The organism is Pseudoalteromonas denitrificans DSM 6059 (genome assembly GCF_900112265.1).
In the GTDB taxonomy this organism is placed as follows: domain Bacteria; phylum Pseudomonadota; class Gammaproteobacteria; order Enterobacterales; family Alteromonadaceae; genus Pseudoalteromonas; species Pseudoalteromonas denitrificans.
In genome coordinates this window covers 178,452-204,885 of the sequence record NZ_FOLO01000003.1, presented here as the reverse complement: position 1 = coordinate 204,885, position 26,434 = coordinate 178,452, and the positions used below count along the sequence as shown (strand labels likewise).

The following is a 26,434-nucleotide window of genomic DNA, read 5'->3' as shown; positions in this document are numbered from 1 at the left end:
TCACTCATCAAAGTAAATACGAGCTACATCCATTAATGCTTCTACTGTTAAAGGGTCGTCTGTTAGGGGCTCGGCTAAACAGCAGCGACACACTTCAAGTGCGGGCATGCCACTTGACATCATGCGACCTGCATAAATAAGTAACCGTGTTGATGCAACCTCATCTAAATCATTATCTTCCAGACGGCGTAATGCACCTGCAAGTTCAATAAGTTTAAATGCAAGATGTGCATCGATATTACATTCTTGCATTAAAATTTCTTGCTCTATTTTTGGTTTTGGGTAGTCAAACCTCAGAGCCACAAATCGCTGGCGCGTACTCGGCTTCATGCCCTTTAGTAAATTTTGATAACCCGGATTATATGATACAACTAACATGAACCCAGGAGCGGCTTCTAATAGCTCGCCTGTACGTTCCAATGGCAAAATGCGACGATCATCTGCAAGTGGGTGTAATACAACTGTGGTATCTTTTCGCGCTTCAACAACTTCATCTAAATAACAAATGCCACCTTCTCGCACTGCACGTGTTAAAGGTCCATCTTGCCAATAAGTACCATTAGGCCCGATTAGATGTCGACCAACTAAGTCGGCTGCGGTTAAATCATCATGACACGCAACGGTATATAAAGGTTTATTTAGTTTTTGAGCCATGTGCTGAACAAACCGAGTTTTTCCACACCCAGTAGGACCTTTGATCAATACGGGTAATTGATGTGCATAAGCATATTCAAATAATGAGACTTCATTTTTTTGCTCCTGATAAAATAAATCTTTATTATCAGACTGTATGTTAATGATACTGTTTGATAGCACTACAGATGTTTGAGTCATACTAAGGAAGCCTTAAGAACATTCATTTTAGGACACTAAAATAACCTTGTTATCGTATTTAGGTTTTGATTTTGATCAAGCCAACTGATAACTATTCCAGTATTAGTCAACGACCTTATAAATTATTTTTTGGTTTATACTGCACGGCTGGTCTGTCGATATCAATTGCTTCTGGGCCATTGACCCAGTTTAATAAAGTACCTTCTGGGTTGTTTTTTTGAACTTTTTGGCAAGCAGAAATACATTGGGCACATTGAGTGCAAGTAAACTTTGCACGTTTCATGTTTCGAGTTGGTAATCGCATAGGGCAGGCCTTATCACACGCTTTATCACAGTCTCGGCAAGCTTTAGCCCTACTCCTATCAAACTTCACGGCCATGGCTTGCTTATTTGCCATCCAAATTAAACTTTGAAATAAACCCAAAGCACACCCATATTTACAAAAAACATGACGAGCAAAAATAAAATCAAATGAAAATATACAGGTTGCAACGCACAAAAAAATCGTTGAACCAAACGCAACTTCAAAATTAACTAAATCTATTAATAATGGAATAGGAGGCATCAGATAACTTAATAAACCAAGAGCCCAAATGAATGCCATAAAAACACTCACTGCTGCAACAACTACGCGGGCAAAAATACTATTATTTTGTTTACTTGGCTTTTCCCACAAAGTGACACGGTTAAGTTGTTTCAACATGACTTGATTGATCATTTCAACAACTGAAAAGTGAGGGCATAACCAGCCGCAATATATACGGCCATATTTATATATTAAAATAAGTGAAATACTGATAAAGGCAATTGCAGGTAAAAAAACTTTTAAAAATATAATTTCAGTAGCTTGTATTGCCCCAGCCTCACCATATAAGACACTGTCTAAGCCTAAAGTCCACTGTTGACCAAAAAAAATAAAATGACCTAAAGTTAAATCAAAACGAAATATATTGAGCAAAGGGGCGAATAAAAACAACAAGAAAAATAATGTTCGAGTAACTGTGCGTGCGTGTTGATAAGTCATAGTGTGTGAAGTAAATATTAAGACATTAACTAATTCTATCAAGGATTAAATTTAATAAAGTTGATCAATGTCTTGTTTTTCGTTGCTATCAATTGGGCATAGCATAATACATTTTAGCCTATTTAATTCCTCGACTATTTAAATGTTGGGAATACTGTTTATCAGTACCATTTATATGCTTGATTAACCAATTCGTTAAAAATTCACATACTTCTTCGAATACTTCATGACCTTTTTCATTATATTTATTCTCCATTTGTGAAATTTTCTGAATCATATCTTGGTGTTGCTGTTTATGAGATTCAAAATCGGGGTAATCGTTATCAAGCATAATTTGTTCTTCTCGATTAAAGTGATATTTTGTGTAATCAATCAAGTCAGATAATGCTTGGCGTTCAAATTCTTCACTCATGGCATAGTCATAAGCGGTGGTAAACTGGTTTAATAGGTTAATCAGTTTTTTATGATCTGAATCTAATACTTCAATGTTGACACTATATTCTTCCTTCCATTTCAATTGTGTATCTGATTTTGTTTTATTATAAATAAAAGGTATTAGTAGTAGGGCTAGGATTAAAATCCAAGAAATGGGGTTGTTCATACCTGATAAAAAGCCTAAAAATATTGCTACGATAATAAGCCCTATAATTGCAGCATATATCAGTGCCTTAGAGTGTTTTTTCATTTCGCTATACCCTTAATTTTAATGTGGTTTTTGTAACATCTGTTACCACAATATGAATTTATGCGGGTCAAATTATTGTCTTAGATCAAATAAATTTTACTTAAGGTTTAATTAAATTTTAATCAGTTTGAAAAATTGATCTAGGTCAGGTTGTTTGAAACAAATATGTTTGATAGTGCGCTCAAAGGGGAATATTTATTCACTGTCAAACAACAGGGCATTATTAGAATAAGTAACCCTAGCTTATTTTTAAAAAGTAAACCTGAGGGATAAATGATGAAAAAAGTAAAAACCGCATTATCAGTTCTCACCATGGCGATTGGTTTTGCCGCGACAGGGATCAGTGTGTCTGTTTCTGCAGCTGAACCTACGCTTTCGAAGGCTGATTTTGAAAAAGCGCAATTACATTATTTTCAACGCTGTGCTGGTTGTCATGGTGTATTACGTAAAGGTGCAACAGGTAAAAATTTAGAACCTAAGAACACCTTGAAGAAGGGTCAGAAACGTTTAGAAAAAATTATTTCATACGGCACTGAAGGTGGTATGAATAACTTTGATGATATCTTTAGTAAAAATGAAATTTCAAATTTGGCCACTTTTATTCAAATGACGCCGCCTGTACCACCAGAAATGTCAATCGAGCAAATGCGCTCCCACACAAAGGAATATGTAGCACTTAAAGATTACCCAACTAAACCAATGCACGGTTTAAATTGGAAAAACTTTTTTGTTGTTATAGAAAGAGATGCAGGCACTGCAGCCATTATTGATGGTGATACTAAAAAAATAATCACCCATATAGATACAGGATATGCGGTTCATGTTATTAAAGGTACAGAGCATCATAAAGTTGATCATGCAAAAGATGTTGGTCGTTTTTGGTATACAATTGGTCGTGACGGTAAAGTTAACAAAATCGATTTATGGCAAACACCAGAAAAAATGTTAGTTGCTGAGACTAAAATGGCTTATGACGCCCGTGATATTGCAGTTTCAGGAGACGGAAAATATGTGATAGCCGGGGGGTATTGGCCTGCTCACTTTGTAATTATGGACGCTGAAACTTTAAATCCACTTAAAGTGATTTCAACGCGTGGTGTCAATACTAAAGGTGAGTTCATTAACGAAGCACGTGTCGCGGCTATTTATACTACACCTAATGAGCCAACTTTCATGGTTGCTGTTAAAGAATTAGGACAAATGTGGCAAGTTGATTATAGAGATATTGAAAATTTAACAATTACTCAAATTGATTCAACAGAATTCTTACACGATGGTTTCTTTGATCCTACTGGGCGTTATTTCCAAATTGCAGCGAATGCGTCAAATAAAATGGTCATAGTTGATAGCCAAACACGTAAATTAGAGGCGATGATTGATGTTGAGTCATTACCGCATCCTGGACCTGGCGCTAACTGGAATGATAAAGAGTGCGGTCCTGTAGGTGGTACAACTCACTTGGGTACTGGTCTCGTTTCAGTGTGGGGAAATGACCCAATTGGCCACCCTGATAAAGCGTGGAAACTATGTTATGAAGTTGAAACAGATGGTGCTGGTGCATTTATTCGTACTCATGAAAACTCACAATTTGTTTGGGCCGATCAGCTAAAACATCCAGAGCCAGAAATACAACAATCAGTGCAAGTATTTGATAAAGACACTCATGAAATTGTTAAAACGATACGCGTCACAACAGAGCCGGGTAAAGCGGCACTGCATATGGAATTTAACAAAGGTGGCACTGAGGTTTGGGTGTCAGTTTGGAATCGTAAAGATGCTAAAAATCCAACAGGTGAAATTGTTGTTTACGATGCAAAAACACTTAAAGAAATTAAGCGCATTAAAGGTTTAACAACGCCGACAGGTAAATTTAATGTTTACAACCGTATGAACCATAAAACTTAGTCTATTGAATAACAAAATGTAGCGGGCGTGTTGCCCGTTACTTTTTTGAACCGTCACATTTTATAGAGCAAGTTAGGATAAAAATTATGGCTAAAAATAATTTAAATAAACCAAGCTTTTGGTCTCGTCGACTGATGTTTGGCACAACTGTAGCCGGTGCAGTAATTTTTTTTGTAGTAGGTATCATTTTCTGGGGCGGTTTTAATACTGCAATGGAAGCGACTAATACCACAGAATTTTGTATTGGTTGTCATGAAATGCAAGACAACGTATACCAAGAATATAAACCCACCATTCATTTTTCGAACCGAACAGGTGTTAGAGCTGGTTGCCCTGATTGCCACGTGCCTAAACCTTGGATCCATAAGATAATTCGTAAAATTCAAGCATCAAAAGAAGTCTTTTCTTGGCTAACAGGTAAGTTAGATACAAAAGAAAAATTTAATGAACATAGATTTGAATTAGCACAAAGTGTTTGGGGTGCAATGAAAAACACTGACTCTAGAGAGTGTCGAAATTGTCACAATTTTGAATCTATGAATCCTGAATTTCAAAAGCCACGCGCGCGAAAACAGCACCTGAATGCATTTGAAACGGGTCAAACCTGTATTGATTGCCATAAAGGCATTGCCCATCATGATGTTAGAGATTTATTAACTGATGAACAATTAGAAGAGCTTGAAGCACCAAACCCAGATTATATTCGTGAAGTACCACAAGAATATATTGATGGTTTAGCAAGAGTTGAAGCCAGAGAAGCAAAATCGACAGCAGATTTGAAAGCCAAGAATTTAGCAGATAAAGCTAAAGTTGAGCAAAGAATTAGTGAAGCGGTTAAATTGGCTATGGCAAATGTTGGAACAGTTAAACTTGCTGCACTTGAAATTAAAGATAATGTACCAGCTAAAAATACAAATAGCATACATGTTGACTGGGCTAAGTCTCAATCAAAAGATATTACAGTCTTTTACCCTGGAACGGCCTCTATTGAATGGGTTTTAGGCCGTAAACACGGTGGTAAGCGTGCTTTTACAAAAGGAGATCGCTGTGTTGAATGTCATGGTGAAGAAACAGCCGATATTGGCCAATTAATTGTTAGTGGTGAAAGTGACAAAATAGCAGAACCTAATGTTATCCCTGGCAAAAGAGGGAGTATTCCTGTTCAAATAGATGCAACCTATGATTTTGAAAACTTATATCTACGCTTTAGTTGGGCTGATGGAGATCATATTGCTGTGCCATTTGTTGATGGTGGAAAAATGGATCCAGAAAACCCAATGAAGCTAGCCTTTATGCTAGCAACCGATGAAGTTGAGTTTGCAGATAGAGCAGGCTGTTGGGGAACTTGTCATGCTGATGCTAACAGTATGCCATTTGAACCTAAAAAAGAAGCGCTCATTGGTTCTGACTTAGTCGAACGTTTAAACCTTAATTCAGGTGTAACTAAATACTTAAAAGAATCACGTTCTAAATTAGAGTTGAAAGGACGCAGGAAGAAACCATTGGGTGGTTGGGATAAGCTTAAAGGTTCAGATGAAATTAAAGCAGCGCAAGGTAACAGACAATATATGGATTTAATTCGTTACAAATCAGGAACTGGTGAAATAGAAGATGGTCAAATCTTAGAAAAACGAGATATGCACGGAGGGCAAGGCGCTGAAGTTGAAGCATCTTTAAAATCAGGAACTTGGTCAGTTGTTATTAAACGTAAACTAAAATCCAATAAGCCTGGGGATATAGATATAGAACCAGGAAAATTATATAACTTTGGTTTTGCGATTCATGACGATTATTCTAGTGCACGTTACCATCATGTATCATTGGGTTATAAGCTCGCTTTAGAGAATAGTGAGGCGGAAATTAACGCAACAAAACAGTAATGACATAAATAAAACTGTTTAAATTGTAATCCCACCTAAAAGCATGGCATTTGCCATGCTTTTTTATATATTTTAAATATACATCTTAGTACAAATTCATAACTTGCCTATACTTAAGGAAATATTAATGATTTAAGGTGTTGTCTATTGAAGTCTAAACTGTGTTTTTCCATACTTTTATTTCTCCCAGGATGTGCAAATGCCCTGTTTAGTGACAATTTACGTTGGGCACTTGATGCAAGTATTCGCCATAATCAATTTATTACGCCAGATAAAACGAGCCAAATTTATTTTTTTGGTTTAGATAGTCATAAAGTATTTTCAAATGAAAATGGAGATCTTGGATATAGCGTAATGCAATTTTATTACACTAGATTATCAGATCAGAACCCTTATCCCTTTATGTTTGATTCACCTGATGATGGAAAAGTCATTGTTAGGGAAGCGCATTTAAATTATACGCAGTCAAAATATGCTTTGCCCAATGTACGTATTGGCCATTTTACGATGCCATTTGGTTTAGAAGATAGTAATGATACCAATGGCCGCTTACTTGATTACGGGCATAGTGCAAATCTTGGTACTAAGCTTGATTGGGGGATTTTGATTAATAAAGTGCATGATACTTTTGAATACAAAGTGAGTTATACCTTAGGTGGAAAAGATGACCCTAAAAGTGTAGATGGCTCTTCATTAGTTACAGGACGATTTAGTACGTTAAGTCATTATGATTATATATTTGGTTTGTCATTTTATAATGGAGAGCTCGATAATATAAAAAGGAAGCGTATCGCTTTTGATTTACAGTATTATATTCAAACATGGGGCGTAAAAGCGGAATTAGCACAAGGAGAATTAGATAATATTGATGAGAGTTACGCATTATTTGAAATCAACAAACACTCTTTAGATGATGCCATAAAAATGTATGGTCAATATATTTACACAGATAAAGATAGTTTAAACTCAGCCTTACAGCAGGGCGTTTTTGGCTTGAGTTATCAGCTTAATACTCAGTTAGAAGCAAGTATCGAATATAAAAAACAAATAAAAAGTACAAATAATATTAAGAACGAATTATTTAGAGCACAAATAAGATATAGGTATTAATATGAGATATGTTCTGATGCTAATTGCGATTGTTTATTCTTCGAATGCCTTTGGCGACGCATATTGTGCTTTAAGAGATCCCGTCGCACAAATAAAACTCTTATATCCGCAAAAAACGAATCAGCTTTCTATCATTAAACAAATAAATGAAGGCATTAGGCAGCAACTCAAGCATGCTTTACCTAACAACGACCTTCATTTTGGAGAGTTAGGGAAGCATACCTTGTATGTTGCATTACAAGAAAAAACCAAACTAGGATATATTCATGTCAGATCGGAGCAAAGTCAGTGGGGACTAGTAGAGATCATTTGGGCAATTGATAAAGAGTATAGAATTAAAGACTTTGCTTTTCAAAGATGTCGAAGCCCAAAAAAGAAATTGATTAATAATCAAAAATTTAAGAATATGTTTATAGGTAAAAATTTATATCAACTAAAAACTTATTTATCTGATGACGGTTTCACTGCAAATCAAGACCTGTTAAGTCACGCGGGAGATGCCCCTGAACTTGCCAATGTTATTTTAAGGTGTGCATTAAAAACATTATTATTGACAGAGTTAGTATGGAAAACTGAATTAGAGAATACCTTATAAATAGAAAAACAAAATATGAAGATATCTCATTATAATCAGATCATTGCCGTTTTCACTCTTGTTATAGGGAGTTGTATATTTGGTTTTATTTGGAGTAAATATCAAAATGTTGAACTGCAATCTCGAGTTCACTTTCAGTCAAGTATATCATCCAAATCCTTCGGGCATTTTTCGACGATGTTTCAGACCTGGTTAACAACACAAGATTTATTTTTCTCGGGTAAACAAGCTTATTTAGCCCAGGGAATACATCAGCAAACCGATATACTCCTAAAAGAGTTAAATAATTTATCACTAAAGGGGTCAACTCAAACTCAAAAGTTAGCACAACTTATGATATTTATAAAAAACAATGATGAGATTATTTCTTCATTGTTAACATTATCAAATCAGGCTGATAATAAATGGCAAATTGCCATTAAACATTCAGATACGATTACAACAAAAACGATTCTATTAATTGAAGAGTTAAAGCAGAAATTTAAAACAGAAGAACTCAAATTTTCTATCAAACATAAAAATGCAATTAATAAATTAAAAGCTTGGGTATCGGGCTTGATTGGCATTTATCTATTTGCCATAGTATTTGGTACACGTTGGATCAGCAAGAATATTGTAAAACCATTAGAAAATATTACTTCAAGTGCAAATAAGCAATTAGATACAGAGCAAGATATTGAATTTTTACAGCACCATGGTCCTTTAGAAGTGATTGAACTGTCGCAAACAATTCAGAACTTAACCCAGCATATAAAAAGGGAAATTACACAAGCTGAATTACTTAAAAAAAACGCTGATGAAGCAAATATCAGAATCTCAAGCATTATGAACTCAGTGCCAACATCAATAATCTTGGTAAATGAAATGGGTGTCATTAAAGAAATAAATAAAGCGGTTAATAAGTTATTTTCAGGTATTGATACTGAGATATTGGAAAGAAAAATTAGTGACTTTTTACCTATACTTGCAATGACAAATGGTGACTTTGACAAAAATTGTGCAACTAAAACCATGCAAGAAGGCATACTGGCCCCCTCAATAGCTAAACCATATATAGAATACTCAGGATGTTTGATTTCTATTCTTGGCGAAAACCATTACCTGATCGCAATAAGTGATATAAATGAAAGGAAAAACAACCAGCTTGCTTTAACACAGTTAAATCAACAGCTTGTTCAGGCTGAGAAAATGGCATCCATAGGGCAATTGGCTGCAGGTATCGCCCATGAAATCAATAACCCTGTAGGTTATATTCAAAGTAACATTGAAATTTTAAGTGAATATTATGATGTTATTTTGGGATATAAAACTTTAGTAGTTGAAAATAAAAATATGAATGAAGCTGAACAGTATTATAAAGATCAGGACCTAGAATATATATTTAACGATATTGTTGCTGTCATTAAATCATGCCAGGAAGGAACAGGGCGAGTATCAAAAATTATTAAAGATTTAGGCAGTTACGCGCATCAAGACAATGAAAAAATGGAGCCTGTCAATATTGATGAACTAATTAAAAAAAGTTTAGTATTAGTTGCAAATGAATTGAAATATAAAGTTGAACTTATCACGAACTTACAAGCGTCCTCGGTAGTATTTGGTTACCCACAAAAGCTACTACAGGTTTTTATAAATTTGTTAGTGAATGCATCACATGCTATAGAAACATCAGGAAAAGTATGGATAAGTTCTACTGTTCTTGATTCAGAGATAAACATTAGTATTAAGGATGATGGTCAGGGTATTTCACCCGATAATATTAAAAAGTTATTTGACCCATTTTTTACCACAAAGTCTGTTGGAAAAGGGACCGGTCTAGGCTTATATATTGTCCGGTCAATTTTAGAAGAACATCAGGGTGATGTGACCGTGAACTCTACCCTTGGCAAGGGCACTGAATTTATTTTACATTTACCTTTGAGCATTACAAAAAATTAGTAATACTCATGTGTTTAATTGACTAATTTTTAGTGAAACCCACCTAAATTTAAAGCATGTAAATTATAGTTCATTGATTTATTTACTATATTTATCTGGAATGAAGTTTGCCTTATTAAATTTACGATTGAAATTTTAAGGTCTTTAAATGAAAAAACTAGCAATAACATTGATGGGCGGAATTTTATTATTAATAGGTTTAATATTTATAATTTTGCCAGGTCCTGCAATTATTTTTATTCCCATAGCACTCGTTTTATTGAGTAAAGAGTATCCTGTGGCAAAAGTTTGGTTAAGTAAATTTCAGCGCTTTTCACGAAAAGGTGCCGTAAAATTAGATCAGTTTTTTTCCAAAAAATAACTTTTTTAACCAAAGTGCTATCATTGCCAACTCTTAATAGTGTGTTTTATTAATAAAGCGGTTTCTTCAGGTTGTTCAAGTGGAAACATATGCCCAATGTTAGGTCTTTTAATAACATTGATATTATTTTTAGATGAAAATTTATGAACTAAACGTGGGCTACAAACGCCATTCTCCGCATAAATCAGCGTTGCAGGAATTGTTAGCTTATTTTTAAATTGATTAAGGTTAACGGGTAAATTTCTAAAAATATCAGTTTCAACCTCAGCCGAAAAGGCTAATTCAAGTTTTTGATTGCGCTGAACGATAGCATTATGGGCATAATCAGCTAGGCAACGGGGATCAAAATTTTTAAATAATGCCTTGTGCTTAAATTGGTTAACCATATTTGCACTTAATGGCCACTGTTTACGTCTCATTTTGGTTCTACCAGCAGGGGTAATATGGTCGATAAATCGCGTATTCTTAAGGAGTTTCATCAAAAAGGCAGTTGAACCAGTGAAAGCAGGAGGATCTAACATGATTAAACCTTTAAACAAGTCGGGTCGTTGGCAAGCTGCCATGAAAGAAATAACGCCGCCAAAAGAGTGCCCGACATTAATAACCTTTTGATTTTTATCTTTTATTATTTGGTTCTGTATTAGTACAAACTCTATTAATTCATCCACTAAGTATTGCCAATTATGAGTAATGCCATATAAAGGATTGTGACCATATTGTGGCAAGGCCATAATTTGATAGTCAGGTTTTATATACTCTAAAAAGGTATTATAGCTTGCAGCGGGAAAGCCATTGGCATGTACAAAGTTAATAATAGGTTTTGGCATTTTGGGAACGCTCACGAATAGAGTTTTTATTCTAATTTATTTAATAAACAAAATATCAATTATTTTTATTAATAGCTACTTTATTATTTTTACTAGCTTGAGTTAGATGAATTTAGGTATAATACTGCGCGGTTATTTTTAGGTATGTGTATGGAACGAAATAAAGTAATATTGGTTGATGTGAATGACAATTCACTTGGGTATGCTGATAAAATGCAAGCCCATGAAGCTGGTTTATTACACCGCGCATTCTCTATTTTCATTATGCGTAAATTTCATGATAAGACTGAAATTCTATTACAACAACGCGCTTTAACTAAGTATCATTGTGCCGGTTTATGGAGTAATACTTGTTGTTCTCACCCACAACCGAATGATAATTTACAACATTCAGCACTTAAACGTTTAGAAGAAGAGTTGGGTTTTAAATTAAATAGCATTACTTGGGTTGATAGCCATATCTATCAAGCGCAGCTTGAAAACTCTTTAATTGAACATGAGTTTGATCATTTATTTGTCAATCTCTTAACACAAAGTGAATCTGATAATTTAGAGGTTCGGCCAAATCCTGTTGAAGTAAATAATATAAAATGGCTAAGCATCAATGAAATAGAACAAGCATTAAAAAGTCACCCGGAGCAATTTACCCCTTGGTTTGAAGCCACCTTTTTTAAGGTCATAAATAAGCTATCGCTAACTCGTTAAACTTGTATTTACTATTCATTGGATAATAAAGTTAATCTATATTTATCATACTAATAGATTAACTTTAAAAATAAATAACTAATCATCAAACTCAAGCTTTATAGCAACTAAAGCCTGATTACTATCTAAAGTCCCTTTTACTTCAACCAAGATGCCATTATTAAGATCATCAACTGTACCTCCTTTAAAGTGAGTAAACTCGTTTGTTGTCACCGCTTTCCCATCAACCTTAAATTCGGTTGTTGAAATAAAATCTGAAATAATGCCTGTATATTCAATCTTTTCAGCCTCTTCAAACTCAATTTTATTGGCTATTAAAATATTATTTTCAATACGGCCTTTTACTTCAAGCATCACCCCATTTTCAAGCATACCTTCATCACCATCTTTATATTCAGTTTGCTCAGTGGTCGTGACAGCTTGTAATGTGCCATCGTGTGTTTCAAGCATGAAGTCAGTAATAGAATTGAAATTGGCAACAGTTCCTTTAATTTCGTGTTCGTCATCTTCTTCAAATTCAATTTTTTTGGCAAGAATAGTGCCTGATGCTAATAATATACCTTCAATCTCGATGTTGACTCCCACTTCTAAATCATCAATAGCACCGTGCTTAAATTCAATATTATCATCTGTTGTAATATGATGATTATTAACGCTAAATTGTGTCGCAGAAACAAAGCTATCAATAGTACCTTTTAACTCCACCTTGTTATCATCATCTGATAATTTAAATTCAATTTTTGTTGCTAAAATAACACCGGACTCACTTTGCTGACCTTTTATTTTGACTTCAACCCCTGCTTGAAGGTCTGATTCTGAGCCATCCTCATAAACAGTATTTGAATTTGTTGTGATAGCGTGACCGTTTACTGAGAATTCAGCACTAGAAATAAAACCATCATCTATTGTGCCGCTCACTTCAACCCTATTGCTGTCATCATCACCAAGTTCAACTTTAAGGGCTAACAAGCTGCCATTTTCTTGAAACTGACCTTTTACTTCAACTTCGTCACCTTCAGAAATGAGTGCAAAAAACTCAGTTTGAGTAATGTCATCATCTTCATTACCTTCAAATTTTGTAATATCAGTTGTGATGATAAGTACACCTTGAAGTTCAAATGAAGTTTCAGAGATATTGCTGATCATGCCCTCTAGTTTAACCATATCTGAGTTTGGATTATTACGTTTGAGTTGGCGTATTATAAATTGTGATTCTTGTTCAAATGCCTTTATTTCAACCCGATCATCAATAGCTAAATCAGATAAACTAAAACGTTTTACTTTAGCCGAAGACTTATCTAAAAAGTGTGAGTGTTTATCCGTTAAAAAAGTAATACCTAGCACAGTTACCGAATCATCATTTAAATTGATTGCACCTATTTGACCTTCTACTTTTATGATCCCTGGTTTATCTAACCGTATTTTATTAGCGACTAAAATTTGGTTTTCATTAAGTTGACCGAATACTTTGACTCTTTTATTTAAACTGATATCAGATAGAGTGCCATTTTCTATTTTAGTATCTGTCGTTAGCATAATAGCTTGGCTATTCACTTTAAACTCTTGGGTATTCGTAAACTCATTAATAATACCATCAAGTGCAATAAATTGACCTTGAGCTAGTTCACTGGTTTCAATTTCGACCTCAATGGCATGCAATATATTGTCAACTGGAGCTGTATCGGCTTTAACTTTAACTGTCACAGCTTCTACCAATTCACCTTTAACCTCTGCATTGGCAAAGTTGATTGTTAAATTATCAAGCATGAAAGTGTGCGCATCAGTATCTAAACTTGAGACTTCGCCTCTTACAATATATGTTGATTCACCTGCATCTCGTTTCTTGATTAAAGTGGCTAATAAATTATTTTCCGTATTTAATATTGCACTGATATCGACTATGTCACCTACTAATAATGATTCAAAGTCCGTATCTTTAAATTCAGTTAACTCATCGATTAAAAAAACTTGGCCTAATACAGTGATTTTGTTATCTAATAAATTAATGTTATCTACTGGTCCTCTTGCTCTTACAGAATAATCTATGACTGTTGCTTTGGCTAAACTACCATCATGAGAGACTAATCCTTGAATTGAGACCAACATACCTATGTCTAGATCTGAATCTGTACCATTTAATGTATCATCGGTTGTAATTATTGAAGTATCGGTATTAAAACGTGTTCCATTAACAAATACACTCCCAAATCCTGAAATAACACCTTGGCTTTGTGTTAATGCACCATATGTGATATTTGCATCTAAAGTGAGGTTAGCTGACAGTGATAAATCTAGACTGGAATCAAACCCTTGGTAGTTAATACCTGAAATCATAACGTCACTGATAGTCACTGAATAGCTACCAATTTTTAATCCGGATAAGACAATAGAATTTGTTATAGATTGACTAAACCCTTCCGGTCCTGAAATTGTAATACTTGCATTTTCACCTTCAGGCAAGCCTGAAACACTAATATTTAAATTGCCAACAGATGTAGGCACTTCAACGACAGTATCGTTACCACTTCCTCCTGATCCACCGCATGCACTGATAAATACAAACAATATACTTATTAATAGATGACGTTTCATTGTAAAACTCTCCATTTAAACTTACTTTAATATTTGTTGATCACATATTGATTGCATATACAAAAATTTCAGAGTATTTTTTAATTACATGAATAGTGAAAGAGAATCAAATATGGAACCGAATAGGGGCACTTGAATACTTCAAGCTTAGGAGAAAAACTCTATTTTGTCAGGGAGTAAACCCCTTGTTTAAGTTTTAATGTGTTTTAAGAGCATAACGTTTTGGAGAGCAGCCTAGTTGTTTTTTAAATCCAGTGATAAATGAAGAGGTTGATTCATAACCTAAGGAAAAAGCAATGTCACTGAGATTCATATTTGAATTAATCATTTCTAATGATTTAAGGATTCTGATTTTTTGTTTCCAACGGCTAAAACCCATGCCATAACTTTTGTTAAATAACCGATTTAATGTACGACTGGATGCACCCACAATCTCAGCCCATTCTTCGATTGTGAGTTTATTTGAAGGATCGTGATTTAAAGATTCAACGATAGGTAAAAGTCTTTTGTCATTTATTTTTGGTATAAAAAGCTCATTACTGGGAGCTTGAGCAAGTCTATCGAGCAAGACACGTAATAGCCGATTGGTTTGAGCTGTTTCTGTATAATCTTTACCCCAGTTTGATACTTCTAAGATAAGTGCTTTTAATAAAGGGTCTACAGTTAAAGGTTTTACACAGTTTCCTAAAATATCACTCCATGTAGGATCTATATGTAAGCTACGATAGCTTACTGCTGTTCTACAAAAATGTTGATGTTCTATATTTGGTGGTAACCATAAAGCCTGCTCAGGGGGGATCACAAAAACACCTTCATTTGTTTCGATATGCATGACTCCTTTACATGAATATGCCAGTTGTGACCATATATGTGAATGAGTCTGAATTTGAGTCATGGCCCGAAACTCACCAATTAAGGGAACTACAGGTCGTGGCAGCACATCATAACTTTTATTTCTGGAAAGCTTTAACCATTTTGATTTTGTCTGATTTGATAAACTAACTGTCATAATCTGCCTTTTGGTCACCTTTTTTAAATAATATACTGGCTTCACTTAGGGTCAACAAATAATTTTCAAATGCAGACACATAAAATTGAAATAATAAATAAAAATGAGAAGCTATGGCAAACACCGTTTGCATTCTTAGCAATTGCAAGCATTATAATGTCAATTACATTTGCAGCTTGGGTTGCCATGCTAAATAATTTTGCAATTGAACAAGTCTTTTTTACAGGCGCTGAAATTGGTATTTTACAGTCTTTACGTGAGATACCCGGTTTTTTAGCTTTTACTGCTGTTTTTGTTTTATTGGTTTTAATAGAGCAAACTTTTGCATTAATTTCTTTATGTATTCTCTCTATTGGTGTTGCAATAACAGGGTTATTTCCCAGTGTATATGGCTTATATGCAACGACTGTTTTAATGTCTATTGGCTATCATTATTATGAAACTGTAAATACCTCTTTGAGTTTACAATGGTTTAATAAACATGAAGCGCCAGAAAAATTAGGAAAGCTCATGTCAATTAAATCAGCTTCACATTTGATTTGCTATGGCATTATTTGGTTTGGGTTTAGTATATTTTCTACTGATTATCAGTTTATGTATCTCTTAGTGGGTGCTATCGGTGTTATATTAACCTTTTGGCTCGCATTAACCATGCCTAAATTTAAAATGGAACATGTACAACATAAAAAGCTCATTTTAAGAAAACGCTACAGTTTATATTACTTTTTAACTTTTTTATCAGGTGCACGCAGACAAATATTTATGGTTTTTGCAGGCTTTTTAATGGTAGAAAAATTTGGCTATAGCGTGCAAAACATAACTCTGTTATTTATGATCAATCATATTATTAACTTTTTCTTGGCACCAAAGATTGGAAAGTGGATTTCAAAGGTGGGAGAACGTAGGGCACTTAGTGTTGAATATATAGGGTTAGCAGTTGTATTTACAGGATATGCTTTGGTTGAGTCTGCTGATCTCGCTGCAATATTATATGTTGTTGATCATCTATTTTTTGCAATGGCAATTGCACTTAAAACATATTTTCAAAAAATAGCCGATCCTAAAGATATAGCTTCAAGTGCTGGGGTGAGTTTTACGATAAATCATATTGCAGCTGTAGTGATCCCTGCATCATTTGGTTTAATTTGGCTATATGATAAGTCATATGTTTTTTATGCTGGTACTGGTTTTGCGCTAATGTCTTTAATAGCAAGCCAATTTGTAAAAACACCAAAACTTGTGTAATTAACTGTATTTACTTCAATCATTTTATAAAAGAACCGATCATCGGGACCGGTTTTTTATAAAATGACGCAAATGATTTCAATATGTCCGTACAAAGCATATTTTTACATCGAAATTCACTCATTTCGAGTATTTCCTCAATAAAATATTTTAATAAAAATGATTAAAACATCTGTTATTCATTTTTTCTCTACCAAAAAATATAAAAATCACATTGTTTACATTTGCTAAGCAATGCTTGTTAGATTGTAAATTTTTTCTTTGAAATTCGAATTAAATTTAAGAAATAACTTCCATAGAAGAAGTGAAAAAATTGTATATTAAATAGAAACAATGAGAGAGGCAACCTAAACCTAGTAAAAACAAGGGTGAATTGTATATCGTATGTGTTTACATTCATTCACAGTTTGAGTATTAAATATATATTTCATTTTTGTTTCAAGTGTTGCATTCATGCTCCGTTTTAGGGCAGACAAGAATTATAATTGAAATCATCCAGGGTAATAAAATGCTAGGGGGTAAAATAAAAGCCGAGCATGCAAATACTAATGTGATCGCAGCAGAGCTAAGTGCAACAGATGCCATTGTGTTAAGTTTTGATAATAATGTGCAGTACGTTGAAGAAGATTTACCACGACGTTTTATGGGACAAAGTTCACCTTATGGCATTGCGATGGTTCAAGCGGATCAAGTCGATGATAGTGTCGCATCAGCTAGTTCAGGTGGTAAAAAATATGTGTGATTGATTCAGGTTTAAACTTACCACATGAAGATATGGGCCTTAAAGGTGACACCATTTCTGGCACTAATGATAGTGGAACGGGTAACTGGTTTGATCACGGCGGTCCACACGGAACTCATGTTGCAGGTACTATTGCGGCATTAAATAATGGTATTGGTGTTCGTAATGTTATTGGAACAAACCCAAGCATGCATATTATTAAAGTATTTGGGGTTATTCATCTGATTTAGTGAATGCAATTAATACCTGTAAAACGAATGGTGCAGATGTCATTAATATGAGCTTAGGTGGCACAGGTTCAAGCACAGCAGAGAAAAATGGTATAAAGCAGCTTATGATGCTGGTGTATTATTAATTGCAGCAGCTGGTAACGATGGGGTTGCAACTAATACAACTGATGTCGAAAGTTTCCCTGCTTCTTATGATTCTGTAATGTCATTTGCTGCTATAGATAGCAATAAAGCCCTTGCTGATTTTTCACAAAAAAATAATCCAGTTGAAATTTCAGGCCCTGGTGTGGATGTTTATTCAACTTATCCAGATGGCTTAGGCTCTGTAATTGAAGTTTCAGTTGCGGGTGTTAGCTATACGGCAAATGCAATGGAAAATAAAGGTTCAGCAAGTGGAACACTTTATAATTTAGGGACAGGTGAAGCGATAGATAATGGCGCATCAGGTCGCATTTGTTTAATTCAACGAGGTAATATTTCTTTTCATGATAAAGTGAAAGCCTGTGAAGATAGCGGTGGTATTGGTGCAATTATATACAATAATGCATCAGGCGCTTTTGGTGGCACATTAGGAGATACTAATGCGACAACAATACCTGGCGTAACAGTATCAGATTCTGATGGCGCAACTATGCTAGCTAACCTTGATTCAAGTACAAGCATTAATATCGGTGCTGGCAACTATGGTAAAAAGAGTGGTACTTCAATGGCTTCTCCACATGTAGCTGGTGTTGCGGCATTAGTATGGAGTCATCATCCCTCATGTACTAACGTAGAAATTCGTAATGTACTTAACTCAACAGCGCAAGATTTAGGTGCAGCAGGGCGAGATGTTAAGTTTGGTTATGGTTTAGTACAAACTAAAGATGCAATAGACTCTATTACAGCTAACGGTTGTGATGGAAATGGCACGGGACCAGTTGAGCCACCAGTAGGCAATAATGTGCTTGAAAATGGTGTTGCAGCAACGGGTTTAGAAGCAATAACTGGAAGTGATGTTGTTTACACTATGGAAGTGCCAGCTGGTGCGACCAAGATTTCATTTTCTATGAGCGGTGGCTCAGGTGATGCAGACATGTACGTTAAGTTTGGTTCAGCACCCACTGATAGCAGCTATGATTGCCGCCCATTTGAAAATGGCAATACAGAGTCTTGTACTGTAACTCAAACAGCGGGAACCTATCATGTTCGTATTAAAGCATATAGCGGTTTTTCAGGTGTTAGCTTAACAGGAAGTTACACAGCAGATAGCGGAAATGGTGGTATTGTTCAGCCAGTTAATGAAACTATTAACGATGTATCTGTTTCAAGAAGAAGTTGGACGCGTTATACCTTCGACTTAGCTGAAGGATATGCTGATTTAAACGTTGCTATTTCTGGTGGTACAGGTGATGCAGATTTGTATGTTACTCAAGGTAGACAATCGACATCGTCTTCATATGACTGTCGTCCATTTGAAAATGGGAATTCTGAATCTTGTGCATTCACGACGCCAACAGCAGGTAAATGGTACATAGATATCTATGGTTATTCAGCTGCATCTGGTATGACATTAAAGCTAGAAGCTACACCAAAATAAATTAAACTCATTTTCCCCAAATAAGTTTATAAAGGACAACGACTGTTGTCCTTTTTTTATTGTTAAAACCTTGATAAAAAGACAATTTAAGCCCATTTTTAAAGTAACTTATAGTTTGGAATATTAAAATGGCTAAGTGGTTGACCGCAAAAGTTAAAAACATAAAGTGGTGGAATGATAAGTTATTTTCGATAATTGTTAATGCTCCGATCAATTCATTTCAAGCCGGGCAGTTTACAAAGTTAGCCATGAATGTAAATTCTAAAAGAATTGCTAGGGCTTATTCATTTGTAAATGCTTCTAATAATAAGGATTTAGAGTTTTATTTAGTTAAAGTAGAACAAGGAAAACTGACATGCCCTTTGTCTGATTTGAAAGTAGGAGATAAAATTGAAATTTCGCAAACTGCATCAGGCTTTTTCACACTAGATGAGGTTCCTAAAAGTGAACAATTATGGTTATTGTCAACAGGCACAGCAATAGGGCCCTTTTTATCAATTTTACAACAAGGTGAAGTCTGGCATAAATTTAAAGAAGTGATATTAGTACATGGTGTTAGGGAGAAAGAAGATTTATCTTATCAATACTTGATTCAAACACTCTGTGATGAAAACCCGCAATTAAAATTTGTCTCAATATTAAGCAGACAAAAAAACCCAAGTGGCTTAACTGGACGAATACCTTCATTAATAGCGTCTGGTGAATTAATGAAATTTATTGATTTAAAACCTGAGCCAAAATTGAGTCAGTTCATGATCTGCGGGAATCCAGATATGGTCAAAGAAACGAGTTTAACATTAAATAAGTTAGGCTATGAACGTAATCGCAGACGAACGCCTGGGAATATCACCGTTGAACAATACTGGTGAGCAATTAGCAATATTCGTTTTGTAGTAAAGTAATTATCTTTCCAACAATTTCGTCAGCAATACTATAATAAATCGTTTGTGATTCGCGTCGGGTTTTCACCAAACCATCTTGGCGAAGTTTTGCTAAATGTTGCGATAGGCTAGATTGACTTAATAGAACATGCTTATTTAACTGAGTGACTGACATTTCTTCCATACCTAAATGACAGAGAATGATTAAACGGCTTTCATTGCTCATCGCTTTAAGAATTTTAGCCGCTTTGATTGCACTCTTTTGCATATCATCAATATTTACTTTGTTCATATCGTTTTTCACCTGTAGTTAATTCATTATTATATATGAGTAAAGTATTTAGAAACAATCACGAATTCAATCGAGCAAGCATAGTTGTTTCATTAGATAGTGTATTTAACGACGAAGGATTTAAAACTAACTGCTAAATTTCTCTCTTTAATAAAAAACGCCTTTATTTAAGTATAAATATATAGATTTCTGACATAAATTCGTATCATTATGCTGGAGTTTGACCCCTCTTTACCGTTAAAATTGGCTCATTATTTTTATTGTCACATATTAGGTAGGATTCAGATGGGCAGAGCTTTCCAGAATAAAAAAAATGATATAGCTAAAACAGCTGGTCAAAAAACTAAAATTTACTCTAAATACGGTAAAGAAATTTATGTGAGTGCCAAAAATGGCGGAGTAGATCCTGATGGGAATTTAGCTCTGCGTCGTTTAATTGAGCGAGCAAAAAAAGATCAAGTACCAACACATGTTATAGACCGTGCTATTGATAAAGCAAAAGGCGGCGGTGGCGAAGATTACAGTGCGACGCGCTATGAAGGTTATGCACCTGGCAATACTATGATAATAGTAGATTGTTTAACCGATAATAATAGTCGTACATTTGCTGATGTACGAGTTTGTTTTACAAAAGCAAAGTCAAAAATTGGTGCACAAAATTCTGTGGCACATATGTTTGATCATTTAGCGATTTTTGTTTTTGATGGTGATGATGATGAAGTTGTTCTTGAAGCATTAATGATGGCTGATGTAGATGTAACAGATGTTGAATGCGAAGAGGGTAAAATCACTGTTTTTGCACCTCATACAGAGTTTAACAAAACTAAAACTGTTCTTGATGGTATGAATGTAACATTAGATGTTGAAGAAATTTCTTTTGTTCCACAGTCTATGACGGCTATATCCGGTGAAGATGTAGACGTTTTTGAACGTTTTCTCGAAATGCTAGAAGACTGTGATGATGTACAAAATGTATATCACAACGCAGAGTTTTAACTTTTAATATAAAGTTATAGAATATAATGAAGCAGACCTTTAGGTCTGTTTTTTTATTTTTAAACTAGCATTAAATTTATATAGAGTTTTTATTCTATTAAACTGGTAAGCTAGCTTTAATTTAAAGAGGCGTGCTTAATGAATTTATATTTTAGATTGTTTTATATTTTACTGTTCAAAGTTAAGAGATTACGATATCGCATTGGATTACTTGATGAAGGCAAAATATCATTTCGTGCCTTACCAAGTGACTGTGATATTAACTTTCATCTAAATAACTCCCGATATTTAGCTATGATGGATTTAGCTCGAACTTGGCTGATGGCCGAAATGGGATTGTTACATTTATTTATTAAAGATAAATGGATGCCTATCATGAATGCTTGTACTGTTACCTATATAAGAGAAGTGAAGCCTTTTCAAAAATTTGATATTAAGACAAAAATGATTGGTTGGGATGAAAAGTACTATTACATAGAGCAAAGATTTGAATCTGAAAATACCTTACATGCGGTAGCATATGTTCGAGGTGTATTTATACATAAAGGAAGGCGCATTGAAATTGATGAATTATTGAAGGTTGCAAATTTTAATGAGAGCACTCCAGAGTTACCTGAGCCGATTATGCATTGGAAAATGCTATTAGACTCTAAGAAAAAACATCATAGCTAATATTATATTTATAAATGCTTTAAATTCACTCAGTTTATTCATTTTAAACATCATAAACTGAGTGAAACCACAGTTTTAAAATGTAGTGAGTACTTTAACTTTGTCGGTCAAGGCTGCAGAGTCTATATAACCGATAATATTGGGGTTTGATGCAACAAGATCTAATACATCAATATCACTTTCAACACTTCTTGGCGGCGTTCCTTTACCAGTAAAAACTAATTTTGACCAATAAGCTTTTAATTGACTTGATGATTTTTTCAATGCTTTAGAATTAAATAAACCCGTGGCACTACTTGCTTCAGCTTGATTTAAAGGTATTGCAACAGTTCCATCCGGAAATTTTTTAGATTTTCCTAAAAATAACCGAGAAATGGCTGATGCATCCATCGCATTGGCATTTGATGGATGTACTATTACAGCAATATCAGCAATAGCAAGATGACTCATGAGGGTGAGTGTTACAAAACATAGTTTAAGCTTCATGTTAATCCCCTAAAAAACAAGATCTACAGCGACAGAAAAATTACCTGAACTTTCAGGATCTGAAATGCTGCCTAAGCTCCCTGCATCAATAATATCCTCGTAACGGTTATATTCTACTTTTAGTGCTGCACTTGGATGAAAGTCGTACCTTACACCTATAGTATAGGCGATATATTCAAATTTTAATCCATCAAATACGCCTTGTAAAAAAGTATTTAATGGCGGTTGTCCCGGGTGAATTTGAGCCGGTAATGGAGTATTTGATATAGATACCGTTTGTCTTTTATTTTCAGTTTCCTGATAAGAAACATAAGGCATTATATTATCAAATCGATAGCCTAAACTGGCATACCACTGATCAGCATCTAAGGATAAACTGTTCTCAATAGCAACAGTGGACCACTCTGTATTAAACAGCCAGTTTTCAAAGTCTAGTGTAAAACCCAAACCTAAAAAGTCACCATAATCAGAGTCTATTCGAATATCAGTCCCTCTTCCTGGCGCAACAGCATCGGTAATGGCTGCAACTGTTTCTATATCGGCTCTTGGTACAAGTACATCTGTACCAAGATAGGCTACATAGGCACTAAACCAGTCTTTAGAAAACTGTACATTGATTGCATAAAGGTCATCAAGTTTACCTTCAGTTGGTGAAGTAGTTGAAAAAAAAGTATCCTCAACGGTACCGTAAACAAGGTTACTTGTAATATCCCAATCGAACACGGAATAATTACTTATTAAGCTGAGTCCATCGTAAGAGCTAAAAAGTAGACTATACATAGCACGAGGAGGGCGAACCCAAGGGTAGGCATATCCAACATCTAAATAATCTGAATATTTATAAAAGGGTAATCTAAGCCTACCTCCTCTGAGTGTATGATGATCGTTTATTTCGTAACTTAAATATGCCCATTCAAATTTAGCATCAAAATCATTAGAACCTCGAGCCATAATTTGGGCTGTGGCACTGAGACCTTCGGATAAATCGGCTGTGACTTGTAGTGCAAATTTAGTTTCTGGTTTAAAACTAATTTCATCGTTGTATGGTGAGTTTCTGAAGTTTTTGCTGGATGTATCTTTACCTGCAACAATTGACGCAAATCCATTTATGCGAACTTCGGCTAAAGTACTAAAGGAATAAAGCGCTGACATGATGATCAACGCAAGTAATTGATGTGATTTCATTGAAATAATCCCGCGTGATTATAATTCACCTACAAGACTAGTTCAAAAATGGCTTTTACGCCTATTTGTGTTTGTTTTTTGACCAGGAAAAGCTGTTGTTTGGTGTTTCAGTTAGGTTTAAATTAATAAAAAGCTGTTCTACCTGAGTTCTTGCCCATGGGGTCTTTCTCAAAAACTTTAAACTTGATTTTATGCTTGGATCTTTGGTGAAACAGTTTATTTTTACTTGTTCCCCCATTTCAGCCCAGCCCATTTCTTTTTCAAGTTTAATGATAATTTGTTCTAGTGTAATACCATGAAGAGGGTTATTTGCTTGTTTTTGAGTCATATATAAAGTTAAAAATTTGAGTTATTGCTATCATAGCAAATTAGCAAATATATTTCGATTAACATAATTGCTAACGACAGCGTATAATTATTTTAGTACTTAGGAAAATTGAATAAATCAACTATACCTATGATTTAAAACTGGTATTTATAGCCTAAAGAAAAAGTACGAGGTTTACCAACCATAATAGAGCCATGGGTACGGGTTGATATATATTCATTATCTAACAGGTTATCTACGGCGAAAGTCACTCCCTGATTTTTTGTTAAATAATAGTGCGCAGATAAATCAACAACTGTACGACTTTTAATCAGTTGTTCACTAGGTATGGTTCCTGTCCCAGCGGTTGTACGCATATCATCTGTATAACGTATTATCACATCAGATCGCCACTGCTCGAATACTAAACCCGTTGATAATTGAAATTGATTTGAAGGCACATAAGGCAAGTTATCACCTTTAGAAACATTACTCCAAGTATCCAAATTAGAATTAAAATCAGTCAAAAATTCAGTTTGTGTATAAGTATATGTGAAATCTAAAGGAATACTGAAAGACACATTTTTAAATTCATATCCTGTTTTTAGCTCTAAGCCAGTCACTTTTACTTCACCTGCATTGTATTGATTACCTACATTATCGTCTTCACAACCTTGACTGGCAGTACAGTTACCATGCATATTATTATAATCAGAATAAAATGAAATGATTTCACCATGAAATACTTGTTTATTTAATCTAACACCCATTTCATAATTTATACTTTCTTCATCTTGTGCTGTTTCATTTCCTGGAGCTGGAGGCGCAAACCCTTTTTGTATTCCAGCTAATAGCACTATGTCTTTATCAAACCTATAAGTCAGTGCAACTGAAGGAAGCCACACATCTAGTTTATTAACTTTATAACTAGGTGAAATCCCTCTTTTAGGATCATTCTTACCCCAATCGTGACGTTCAATAGTCATATCTTCATATCTTAAACCTAGGTTTATCATAAAGTCATTATATGAAACTTCATCATGTATATAGATAGCAAGGGCTTTAGCGCTATCGACTCTATTTGAGTCAGTACCAGGGATCCCAGGATCAGTTAAAGAGATGATATAATTATTGTCCAACAAATACTTATCTACCCACTGGTATCTATCCATTTCATCTTGATGATAACGTATGCCAAACTTTACTTGATGCTCATTTAAGTCTGCACTGAGTATAGATTGCACTCCTTTTGATAAGTAGTTACGATTATTTGCTTTAATCTGAACTTCAAGCGGAGTTTCTTGGTTTGCTTTATCAAAATTTGAAGCTATTTTAATACCTTCTCCGCCTATGCTTTGTCCATCAATTTTATTGCTCTTATACCAATTTCTAGCAAAATCATTGTAGTAAAATGATGTCCCTAGTTGATAGAGTTCAGAAAACTTAACACTGTGATTTATCTGTAACTGCTTATGCGTTGTTGTCATGTTATCAAGTTGTGAAGCAGAATATCGAGAGTAGGGTGAAGTTTTGAAATCATTATCAGTGAGTCCCATATAGGTATCGTTTGACTTTTCATCTGAGTATTTAACTTTGAACTCTAATTCTTGGTAATACCCTGAACTAGGATCACTGTTAATTTTTACTTTTGTCAAAATATCATTTTTTTCAAATCCGCTATCAGTATTAGTATGATTAATATTTTTGAACCCATCGGCTTGATAATTGAACAACTCAACCAAAGATGCGATGTTTTGGCCTGAACCTCCTGCAAAAGCATGGAATTTTGCAAAGTTATCTTCACCTGCGGTAACTTTTAATTCACCAGAAAGCGTTTCATCAGGGATCTTACGAGAAAGTAAATTTATAACACCACCTGTGGTTCTTGGTCCGTATATCGCACTTGAAGTTCCTTTTAATACTTCAATTTGTTGCATTCTTCCAGCTGTAGGAAAGTAATATGCCGAAGGGGCTGCATATGGTGCAGGAGCTGCTAGTACACCATCTTCCATTATTGTTACTTTTTCACTTCGGTTTTGCCCTGTCCCTCTCATACCTATATTAGGTCGCAAACCATAGCCGTCTTCTTCTAAAATATATACACCGGGAATAGCAGTTAAGGTACGCATAATATCGGTAAAATCAAATTTTTCTAGTTCAGATTCTGATATTAAATGTGCGCTTCCAGGAATGTCATTGACCGTATTTTGATCACCAAAAATAGCAATATGCTCGAAATTTTTATTAGTCTCTTTAGCCATAGTTTGACTCGATAATACTAAAAGAATAAATGTGGGCAGTAGAGTAGGTTTGCAATTAAAAAAATAGCGCATGATGATCCTTAACGAGCATGT

General features: G+C 34.7%; 26 protein-coding genes and 1 pseudogene. 16 read left to right on the top strand and 11 right to left on the bottom strand.

All coding sequences use genetic code 11. The annotated features are described in order from the left end of the window. The 3 genes from BM088_RS03565 to BM088_RS03555 form a co-directional block, all read right to left on the bottom strand. Positions 1-834, bottom strand: coding sequence for a CbbQ/NirQ/NorQ/GpvN family protein (locus tag BM088_RS03565; RefSeq protein ID WP_091980001.1), 834 nt, complete (start codon positions 832-834; stop codon positions 1-3). Between the two features lie 115 nt (positions 835-949). Then, positions 950-1,900: a 4Fe-4S binding protein gene (locus tag BM088_RS03560; protein ID WP_143085030.1), complete on the bottom strand. Its 951-nt coding sequence runs from the start codon at positions 1,898-1,900 to the stop codon at positions 950-952. A 76-nt stretch (positions 1,901-1,976) separates the two neighbouring features. Next, positions 1,977-2,543, bottom strand: a complete 567-nt coding sequence (locus tag BM088_RS03555) for a bacteriohemerythrin (RefSeq protein WP_091979997.1) — start codon at positions 2,541-2,543, stop codon at positions 1,977-1,979. Between the two features lie 276 nt (positions 2,544-2,819). Between BM088_RS03555 and BM088_RS03550 the strand changes: the two genes are divergently transcribed. From BM088_RS03550 to BM088_RS03525, 7 genes and pseudogenes are all read left to right on the top strand, one after another. Then, entirely contained in the window at positions 2,820-4,448 is a 1,629-nt protein-coding gene (locus BM088_RS03550; protein ID WP_091979995.1) for a cytochrome D1 domain-containing protein, read from the top strand. 134 nt (positions 4,449-4,582) lie between these two features. Then, positions 4,583-5,086 (top strand): annotated as a pseudogene (locus BM088_RS27655) (NapC/NirT family cytochrome c); the annotation flags it as partial. 207 nt (positions 5,087-5,293) lie between these two features. Beyond that, positions 5,294-6,328 (top strand): ethylbenzene dehydrogenase-related protein, encoded by a 1,035-nt coding sequence (locus BM088_RS27650; RefSeq protein ID WP_245763747.1) that lies wholly within the window; start codon positions 5,294-5,296, stop codon positions 6,326-6,328. Between the two features lie 147 nt (positions 6,329-6,475). After that, positions 6,476-7,438 carry a hypothetical protein gene (locus tag BM088_RS03540; RefSeq protein ID WP_091979991.1) on the top strand — a complete coding sequence of 321 codons (963 nt, stop codon included), beginning with the start codon at positions 6,476-6,478 and terminating at the stop codon, positions 7,436-7,438. Between the two features lies 1 nt (position 7,439). Further along, positions 7,440-8,033, top strand: coding sequence for a hypothetical protein (locus tag BM088_RS03535; protein ID WP_091979989.1), 594 nt, complete (start codon positions 7,440-7,442; stop codon positions 8,031-8,033). Between the two features lie 15 nt (positions 8,034-8,048). Next, on the top strand, positions 8,049-9,971 hold the full coding sequence (locus tag BM088_RS03530; RefSeq protein WP_091979987.1) for a PAS domain-containing sensor histidine kinase: 1,923 nt from the start codon (positions 8,049-8,051) through the stop codon (positions 9,969-9,971). 148 nt (positions 9,972-10,119) lie between these two features. Further along, entirely contained in the window at positions 10,120-10,332 is a 213-nt protein-coding gene (locus BM088_RS03525) for a PGPGW domain-containing protein (protein WP_091979985.1), read from the top strand. A 20-nt stretch (positions 10,333-10,352) separates the two neighbouring features. On the opposite strand, the gene BM088_RS03520 is transcribed toward BM088_RS03525, so the two are convergent. After that, on the bottom strand, positions 10,353-11,159 hold the full coding sequence (locus tag BM088_RS03520; RefSeq protein ID WP_091979983.1) for an alpha/beta hydrolase: 807 nt from the start codon (positions 11,157-11,159) through the stop codon (positions 10,353-10,355). A gap of 150 nt (positions 11,160-11,309) precedes the next feature. On the opposite strand from BM088_RS03520, the gene idi reads away from it, so the two are divergent. Next, positions 11,310-11,864: an isopentenyl-diphosphate Delta-isomerase gene (gene idi, locus BM088_RS03515; RefSeq protein ID WP_091979981.1), complete on the top strand. Its 555-nt coding sequence runs from the start codon at positions 11,310-11,312 to the stop codon at positions 11,862-11,864. Between the two features lie 78 nt (positions 11,865-11,942). On the opposite strand, the gene BM088_RS03510 is transcribed toward idi, so the two are convergent. After that, positions 11,943-14,456, bottom strand: coding sequence for a DUF5666 domain-containing protein (locus BM088_RS03510; RefSeq protein ID WP_091979979.1), 2,514 nt, complete (start codon positions 14,454-14,456; stop codon positions 11,943-11,945). 196 nt (positions 14,457-14,652) lie between these two features. After that, complete coding sequence (locus BM088_RS03505) at positions 14,653-15,465, bottom strand: AraC family transcriptional regulator (RefSeq protein WP_091979977.1); 813 nt, start codon at positions 15,463-15,465, stop codon at positions 14,653-14,655. A 69-nt stretch (positions 15,466-15,534) separates the two neighbouring features. Between BM088_RS03505 and BM088_RS03500 the strand changes: the two genes are divergently transcribed. The 6 genes from BM088_RS03500 to BM088_RS03490 all read left to right on the top strand — a co-directional run bounded on the left by BM088_RS03500 (position 15,535) and on the right by BM088_RS03490 (position 20,130). Further along, on the top strand, positions 15,535-16,710 hold the full coding sequence (locus tag BM088_RS03500) for an MFS transporter (protein WP_091979975.1): 1,176 nt from the start codon (positions 15,535-15,537) through the stop codon (positions 16,708-16,710). A gap of 508 nt (positions 16,711-17,218) precedes the next feature. Then, positions 17,219-17,452 carry a hypothetical protein gene (locus BM088_RS28010; RefSeq protein WP_342742225.1) on the top strand — a complete coding sequence of 78 codons (234 nt, stop codon included), beginning with the start codon at positions 17,219-17,221 and terminating at the stop codon, positions 17,450-17,452. Further along, positions 17,449-17,682 carry a S8 family serine peptidase gene (locus tag BM088_RS28005; protein ID WP_342742224.1) on the top strand — a complete coding sequence of 78 codons (234 nt, stop codon included), beginning with the start codon at positions 17,449-17,451 and terminating at the stop codon, positions 17,680-17,682. Before BM088_RS28010 ends, BM088_RS28005 begins: the two co-directional genes overlap by 4 nt. Then, entirely contained in the window at positions 17,682-17,807 is a 126-nt protein-coding gene (locus BM088_RS28000) for a hypothetical protein (RefSeq protein ID WP_342742223.1), read from the top strand. Before BM088_RS28005 ends, BM088_RS28000 begins: the two co-directional genes overlap by 1 nt. After that, entirely contained in the window at positions 17,807-19,261 is a 1,455-nt protein-coding gene (locus tag BM088_RS03495; RefSeq protein WP_342742227.1) for a pre-peptidase C-terminal domain-containing protein, read from the top strand. Before BM088_RS28000 ends, BM088_RS03495 begins: the two co-directional genes overlap by 1 nt. 128 nt (positions 19,262-19,389) lie before the next feature. Next, the gene (locus BM088_RS03490; protein WP_091979973.1) at positions 19,390-20,130 is read left to right on the top strand and encodes a ferredoxin--NADP reductase; all 741 of its coding nucleotides are present in this window, start codon (positions 19,390-19,392) and stop codon (positions 20,128-20,130) included. Positions 20,131-20,134: 4 nt separating this feature from the next. On the opposite strand, the gene BM088_RS03485 is transcribed toward BM088_RS03490, so the two are convergent. Continuing rightward, positions 20,135-20,434, bottom strand: a complete 300-nt coding sequence (locus BM088_RS03485; RefSeq protein ID WP_091979971.1) for an ArsR/SmtB family transcription factor — start codon at positions 20,432-20,434, stop codon at positions 20,135-20,137. Between the two features lie 285 nt (positions 20,435-20,719). Here BM088_RS03485 and BM088_RS03480 point away from each other — a divergent pair, with 285 nt between their 5' ends. Together BM088_RS03480 and BM088_RS03475 are read left to right on the top strand one after the other, a co-directional pair. After that, positions 20,720-21,430, top strand: coding sequence for a YebC/PmpR family DNA-binding transcriptional regulator (locus tag BM088_RS03480; protein ID WP_091979969.1), 711 nt, complete (start codon positions 20,720-20,722; stop codon positions 21,428-21,430). A 138-nt stretch (positions 21,431-21,568) separates the two neighbouring features. Beyond that, complete coding sequence (locus BM088_RS03475) at positions 21,569-22,102, top strand: thioesterase family protein (RefSeq protein WP_091979967.1); 534 nt, start codon at positions 21,569-21,571, stop codon at positions 22,100-22,102. A gap of 75 nt (positions 22,103-22,177) precedes the next feature. Here the strand turns inward: BM088_RS03475 and BM088_RS03470 are convergent, their stop codons facing one another. The 4 genes from BM088_RS03470 to BM088_RS03455 all read right to left on the bottom strand — a co-directional run bounded on the left by BM088_RS03470 (position 22,178) and on the right by BM088_RS03455 (position 26,413). After that, on the bottom strand, positions 22,178-22,588 hold the full coding sequence (locus BM088_RS03470; protein ID WP_091979965.1) for a type 2 periplasmic-binding domain-containing protein: 411 nt from the start codon (positions 22,586-22,588) through the stop codon (positions 22,178-22,180). Between the two features lie 9 nt (positions 22,589-22,597). Next, positions 22,598-23,773, bottom strand: a complete 1,176-nt coding sequence (locus BM088_RS03465; protein WP_091979963.1) for a porin — start codon at positions 23,771-23,773, stop codon at positions 22,598-22,600. Positions 23,774-23,834: 61 nt separating this feature from the next. Further along, positions 23,835-24,101: a VF530 family protein gene (locus BM088_RS03460; protein WP_091979960.1), complete on the bottom strand. Its 267-nt coding sequence runs from the start codon at positions 24,099-24,101 to the stop codon at positions 23,835-23,837. 134 nt (positions 24,102-24,235) lie between these two features. After that, positions 24,236-26,413, bottom strand: a complete 2,178-nt coding sequence (locus BM088_RS03455) for a TonB-dependent receptor family protein (protein WP_091979958.1) — start codon at positions 26,411-26,413, stop codon at positions 24,236-24,238. Positions 26,414-26,434 lie beyond the last annotated feature (21 nt).

Excerpts from the sequence above, each read along its gene's own strand:
- BM088_RS27650 (WP_245763747.1), top strand. The coding sequence starts at position 5,294 with ATGGCAAATGTTGGAACAGTTAAACTTGCTGCACTTGAAATTAAAGAT.
- BM088_RS03500 (WP_091979975.1), top strand. The coding sequence starts at position 15,535 with ATGCAGACACATAAAATTGAAATAATAAATAAAAATGAGAAGCTATGG.
- BM088_RS03460 (WP_091979960.1), bottom strand. The coding sequence starts at position 24,101 with ATGACTCAAAAACAAGCAAATAACCCTCTTCATGGTATTACACTAGAA.
- BM088_RS03485 (WP_091979971.1), bottom strand. The coding sequence starts at position 20,434 with ATGAACAAAGTAAATATTGATGATATGCAAAAGAGTGCAATCAAAGCG.
- BM088_RS03510 (WP_091979979.1), bottom strand. The coding sequence starts at position 14,456 with ATGAAACGTCATCTATTAATAAGTATATTGTTTGTATTTATCAGTGCA.
- BM088_RS03530 (WP_091979987.1), top strand. The coding sequence starts at position 8,049 with ATGAAGATATCTCATTATAATCAGATCATTGCCGTTTTCACTCTTGTT.
- BM088_RS03525 (WP_091979985.1), top strand. The coding sequence starts at position 10,120 with ATGAAAAAACTAGCAATAACATTGATGGGCGGAATTTTATTATTAATA.
- BM088_RS03520 (WP_091979983.1), bottom strand. The coding sequence starts at position 11,159 with ATGCCAAAACCTATTATTAACTTTGTACATGCCAATGGCTTTCCCGCT.
- BM088_RS03555 (WP_091979997.1), bottom strand. The coding sequence starts at position 2,543 with ATGAAAAAACACTCTAAGGCACTGATATATGCTGCAATTATAGGGCTT.
- BM088_RS03505 (WP_091979977.1), bottom strand. The coding sequence starts at position 15,465 with ATGACAGTTAGTTTATCAAATCAGACAAAATCAAAATGGTTAAAGCTT.
- BM088_RS03465 (WP_091979963.1), bottom strand. The coding sequence starts at position 23,773 with ATGAAATCACATCAATTACTTGCGTTGATCATCATGTCAGCGCTTTAT.
- BM088_RS03480 (WP_091979969.1), top strand. The coding sequence starts at position 20,720 with ATGGGCAGAGCTTTCCAGAATAAAAAAAATGATATAGCTAAAACAGCT.
- BM088_RS28010 (WP_342742225.1), top strand. The coding sequence starts at position 17,219 with ATGCTAGGGGGTAAAATAAAAGCCGAGCATGCAAATACTAATGTGATC.
- BM088_RS03550 (WP_091979995.1), top strand. The coding sequence starts at position 2,820 with ATGAAAAAAGTAAAAACCGCATTATCAGTTCTCACCATGGCGATTGGT.
- idi (WP_091979981.1), top strand. The coding sequence starts at position 11,310 with ATGGAACGAAATAAAGTAATATTGGTTGATGTGAATGACAATTCACTT.
- BM088_RS03535 (WP_091979989.1), top strand. The coding sequence starts at position 7,440 with ATGAGATATGTTCTGATGCTAATTGCGATTGTTTATTCTTCGAATGCC.
- BM088_RS03490 (WP_091979973.1), top strand. The coding sequence starts at position 19,390 with ATGGCTAAGTGGTTGACCGCAAAAGTTAAAAACATAAAGTGGTGGAAT.
- BM088_RS03475 (WP_091979967.1), top strand. The coding sequence starts at position 21,569 with ATGAATTTATATTTTAGATTGTTTTATATTTTACTGTTCAAAGTTAAG.
- BM088_RS03455 (WP_091979958.1), bottom strand. The coding sequence starts at position 26,413 with ATGCGCTATTTTTTTAATTGCAAACCTACTCTACTGCCCACATTTATT.
- BM088_RS03565 (WP_091980001.1), bottom strand. The coding sequence starts at position 834 with ATGACTCAAACATCTGTAGTGCTATCAAACAGTATCATTAACATACAG.
- BM088_RS03470 (WP_091979965.1), bottom strand. The coding sequence starts at position 22,588 with ATGAAGCTTAAACTATGTTTTGTAACACTCACCCTCATGAGTCATCTT.